Source organism: Methanospirillum sp. (assembly GCF_028679455.1).
In the GTDB taxonomy this organism is placed as follows: Archaea; Halobacteriota; Methanomicrobia; order Methanomicrobiales; family Methanospirillaceae; genus Methanospirillum.
This window is the reverse complement of record NZ_JAJRBM010000073.1, coordinates 1-2,996: the sequence shown is the minus strand read 5'-3', so window position 1 is coordinate 2,996 and position 2,996 is coordinate 1. Positions and strand designations below refer to the sequence as shown.

The window sequence follows — 2,996 nt, the reverse complement described above, 5'->3', positions numbered from 1 at the left end:
CATGATGAGCCATCATCTCAAAGCAGGTCAGGTGTCGGCCTGATCTTCCGACTGAGTCAAGATCATTCAGTCTGACACAGGATTGGGAGATTGTAAGCGGGTTTGCTGGTGGAGGAACAACGCCACTGGTTACAAATGGCTGAAAATCAGCAATTGATGCAATGGTAAGGTAAATATCATCACGCCATCTCGCTGCAACCGGGTAGCGGGATATCCGGGTATGTCCTTCTTTCTCAAAGAAAGAGAGGTATGCTTCCCGCATCTGATCAACGGTGTGAGCTCTGAAAAGAGGATTTCCAATAAACTGATATGGTTCACAGGGGGCATCCCCACAAACCGTTCGCTCGGGATCCCTCGTCCAGAACGCTTTCCCGCACGAGGTACAGACCTTCCGCACCAGATCCTGGGATCGGAAGTATTCGAGCTGATATTCTTCTTCCATCATGAAGATTCCCGCAATGCCTTAGCTATTCACCTGCTTTCTATAAGGCAGTACCACCCGGTGCAGTGTTCAGATCCTCATGATACCAGAGATCTATCAGTTCAAACCTGCCGGTTACCCGGGCCACTTTTACCGCAAGAATATGAGCGCAACGACCGCCCCGATGGAGAAAATCGTCACAGGAACAAAATTCATCTTCTACTACATATTTACCGGTATCGCCAACAACCACAAAAAAATCACGATATCGCTTGACACGGCCATGATCAACAATGGCAAGGGCTTTTTGTCCCCTGCTTTTGTAGTATGCACAGATTCGTTTCCGCATCCAGTCATTGAGTGGATGCCCATCCGTAAGATCCTGGAGCGGATCACTCATGGATATGAACTCATAACCGGGGGATCGTCAATATAGGTCCACCCGTATCTTCCTGCAAGTATTCGCATCGCCGGAGCTTCAAGTGCATAATGAGTGGATTCAATGAGAGGAAGCGGTGATGCCCTTGCAACTGAATGCTTCAATTCTGCAGAGAGAAATGCTTCAGCCCCTGCTGCGGCAGCTTCCCTGATGATTTCCATATCAAAACCAGAGCCCCCAACCACGGCAAGACGACGGATCTCCCTAATAGTTCCCCAGATTCTGAGTGGAGTACCCAGATGATCAGCAATCATCGAAGGAGTAAGATGGCAGTCACCCACCACCCCAAGCGAGAGGGCTCTGATAGATCCAAGACCCAGCAAACCTGCCAGACAGTGATTTACGCCGTTTACTGCAAGATCATAATTGGTATGCATTACGTAGACATTGATGCGGTTACTGAGCAACTCACGAAGCAGAGCTGCATCTGATCCCTTAATACTGCTCAGGGGATACCAGAATGGAGTATGATGAGCAATTAACAGATCAGCACCAAGTGAGATCGCCTGTCTGACAACCTCAACGGTGACATCGAGACAGGTACATATCCGGTTAATCTCCTGTTTACCTTCAACAATGAGCCCTATCTTACCTTGATCAAACGGTTCGGCAAGTTCGGGAGGAGCAGAAATCTCCAGATCCCGAATTATATCATCCCGGTAAAGCATCTCTTCCAGCCCCTGATACCATAGGTATAGGTTTGAATTCTACTAGAAATGATGGAATGAAAGTACAATGAGAGCAGGATCATAAAAAATTATGAACCATTCTTCACGTTCTCATAGAATTTTCAACATTGATCTGATTGAGTTCCTTTTCAGCAATTGTTATCTCCCCCATACAAATGAAGACTGCTGTGCGGATCAGATACGCAAGCCAGCGATCATCAGAACCAGGATCTGACGAGTTGATGATCTTTTCCGCCAGACTCAATGCCTCATCATCCTCACCGGTTTGAAGGAGTACCATTGCATGAGTAATATAAGGAGAGCACTTACCCGGTTTCAATCGATACCCCTTCATCCCTGATGGGAACCATGTCGGATGACAGGTACGCCTCCACTCAATAATATTCAGCAACTGCCCTGCCTGTTCAAAGAGAATTCCATCTGATGGAGCACTCGTGACAATATCCTGCAGATATGCTACTGCCAGATCCAGATTACCATCCTGACGTGATACCTCCCTGACTGCTTCAAGAAAGAGTCCGTATAAGGGGGGTGGATACCGGCAACAGAGTTGAGGAAAAATCCGATCAGCGAGAAGGTACCAAACAGAAGGAAGAAACTCCAGGGTAAAAGAATGAGAGTTCAGATCTTTGGCCAGGTTTTGATTCAAATCATTTGGTATTTGATGAGGAGTCATATCAGGCACGACTCTGTACTGCATGATCCGCTACTACCCCTGCCATGACAGACATAATAGGAATACTCAGGTATCTCATTCCAATCTGAGTGAAGTAAGATGGAATATCAAGATTACTCATTGGGATCAGGATGATGAAATCAAGCGTCAAGTTAATTGCAAGCCATGAAATTCCAATCAGCCATCCTGCCTGAAAGTATCTCCATCTCATGACCCTGAAGAGATGCACCAGAAGAATCGCTCCGGTGAGAGAACCAGTAACGATCATGATACTCTTGAATACCTGTTGATCGATCAGAATCACACCGTCAGAAGAATAACACGGTAACGCTATCAGAAATGGAATGAGCCAGGTAAGAATGCCATAAAGCAGGGTACGGATACTGTCATTCATAACGATCCTCATGCAATGTATCGGTATGTCGTGTAGATGTCTGAATGTTCATACAATACCTCATAAAACAATCACGTTCGGTATCAGGTGAAATAATATTGAGAATATATAACTGATCTAACCGCAAAACACATAGTAGTATGGATAAAAGCATCGATGAGATCAACCGGCGGATACGTGATGGATCAGCTAGGGTGGTCACTGCCGATGAGATGCCCGCCATTGTCAGCGAGCTCGGTGAAGAAGGAGCTCTTAAAGAGGTGGATGTAGTTACCACCGGAACCTTTGGAGCGATGTGCTCTTCAGGTGCATTCCTGAATTTCGGTCATGCTGAACCTCCCATCAAGATGGAGCGGATCTGGCTCAACGATGTAGAT

At 46.4% G+C, this 2,996-nt stretch carries 6 protein-coding genes; 1 reads left to right on the top strand and 5 read right to left on the bottom strand.

Annotated features, from left to right (window positions below):
• From LUQ50_RS02335 to LUQ50_RS02315, 5 genes are all read right to left on the bottom strand, one after another.
• On the bottom strand, positions 1–445 hold a 445-nt coding region (locus LUQ50_RS02335; RefSeq protein ID WP_300035588.1), incomplete at its 3' end, for an alanine--tRNA ligase-related protein.
• Between the two features lie 37 nt (positions 446–482).
• A complete protein-coding gene (locus tag LUQ50_RS02330) occupies positions 483–821 on the bottom strand; it encodes an SWIM zinc finger family protein (protein ID WP_300035586.1) in 339 nt (112 codons plus the stop codon).
• Positions 818–1,528: a Nif3-like dinuclear metal center hexameric protein gene (locus LUQ50_RS02325; RefSeq protein WP_300035583.1), complete on the bottom strand. Its 711-nt coding sequence runs from the start codon at positions 1,526–1,528 to the stop codon at positions 818–820. Before LUQ50_RS02325 ends, LUQ50_RS02330 begins: the two co-directional genes overlap by 4 nt.
• A gap of 103 nt (positions 1,529–1,631) precedes the next feature.
• The gene (locus LUQ50_RS02320; protein ID WP_300035580.1) at positions 1,632–2,249 is read right to left on the bottom strand and encodes a hypothetical protein; all 618 of its coding nucleotides are present in this window, start codon (positions 2,247–2,249) and stop codon (positions 1,632–1,634) included.
• Positions 2,227–2,619 carry a hypothetical protein gene (locus LUQ50_RS02315; protein ID WP_300035577.1) on the bottom strand — a complete coding sequence of 131 codons (393 nt, stop codon included), beginning with the start codon at positions 2,617–2,619 and terminating at the stop codon, positions 2,227–2,229. The genes LUQ50_RS02320 and LUQ50_RS02315 overlap by 23 nt, the downstream gene beginning before the upstream one ends.
• A gap of 140 nt (positions 2,620–2,759) precedes the next feature.
• Here LUQ50_RS02315 and LUQ50_RS02310 point away from each other — a divergent pair.
• Positions 2,760–2,996 (top strand): homocysteine biosynthesis protein (locus LUQ50_RS02310; RefSeq protein ID WP_300035572.1); only part of this gene is annotated, 237 nt, incomplete at its 3' end.